Consider the following 877-nt stretch of genomic DNA (forward strand, 5'->3'; position numbering starts at 1 on the left):
GTCTCATACCACAGCATGGACAAAACAATCCATTCCATTCTACGTATACATCGCAACTATTACATCGTTTTTGACCTGTTGCGTATCTACTTTTTCCATTTGATGGGTTGAGAGCCTTATACCTATGACAGATTCCTTTGCAAGTCAAATCAGATCATCATCATTCCAATAAAATCTGTACTCGTCTTCAATTTCATCAATAAAGATTTTACCACCTTGCTGGAAAGTCATTTTGTGAATTTTATCGTCAATATCGATAATTTCAATCATGGAATTATCCTTCAAACATTCTAAGATTACAGGAAGTCCTTCAGTCATTTCCCATTCATCCCCTTTGAAATCAGCAAATGTCATAGTAAACAACTCTCCCATGAAATTTGTTTATTTTTGAATTAGAAAAAGATTTTCAAACTAAATCTAAGAATTAAGAATTTAAATTCTAAGTGAGGCTCTAAATTCGTGACAAGTGGATATTATGCCCTAAAGCCCTCACTTAGTTATCTAGAATGAACCACATTTCTTACGGATGGAAATTTCAAACTGTGTGATTCACACAGACATTTTGTAACGGTAGCAGTTTGATTTAAGAATTTACAAATCCAAGTTTCATTAAAGAGGCTTGAAATATGATAATTGTGTAATTATGCTATGTCAACAGCATATGTGCTAATTAATTGTGATTTAGGTTCCGAGGAGCAAACCATTGAAGAGCTGAAACATATTTCAGATGTAAAGGAGGTCAACGGAGTTTTTGGTGCACATGACATTCTTGCCAAGGTTGAATCGGATCAAATCAGCACTCTAAGAGATACAATAACTCGGAAAATTCGAAAAATAGACCATGTGCGGTCAACGCTAACGCTAATGGTAATAGAGG

At 34.7% G+C, this 877-nt stretch carries 2 protein-coding genes; one reads left to right on the forward strand and one right to left on the reverse strand.

Annotated features, from left to right (window positions below):
* Positions 1-144: 144 nt before the first annotated feature.
* Positions 145-354, reverse strand: a complete 210-nt coding sequence (locus tag V3W49_RS22630; RefSeq protein ID WP_500148193.1) for a hypothetical protein — start codon at positions 352-354, stop codon at positions 145-147.
* A 294-nt stretch (positions 355-648) separates the two neighbouring features.
* On the opposite strand from V3W49_RS22630, the gene V3W49_RS22635 reads away from it, so the two are divergent.
* Positions 649-877: Lrp/AsnC ligand binding domain-containing protein (locus V3W49_RS22635; protein ID WP_500148194.1), on the forward strand; the 229-nt coding region annotated here is incomplete at its 3' end.

Origin of the sequence: Rosenbergiella sp. YN46, from assembly GCF_036620675.1 — a bacterium.
Classification (GTDB): domain Bacteria; phylum Pseudomonadota; class Gammaproteobacteria; order Enterobacterales; family Enterobacteriaceae; genus Jejubacter.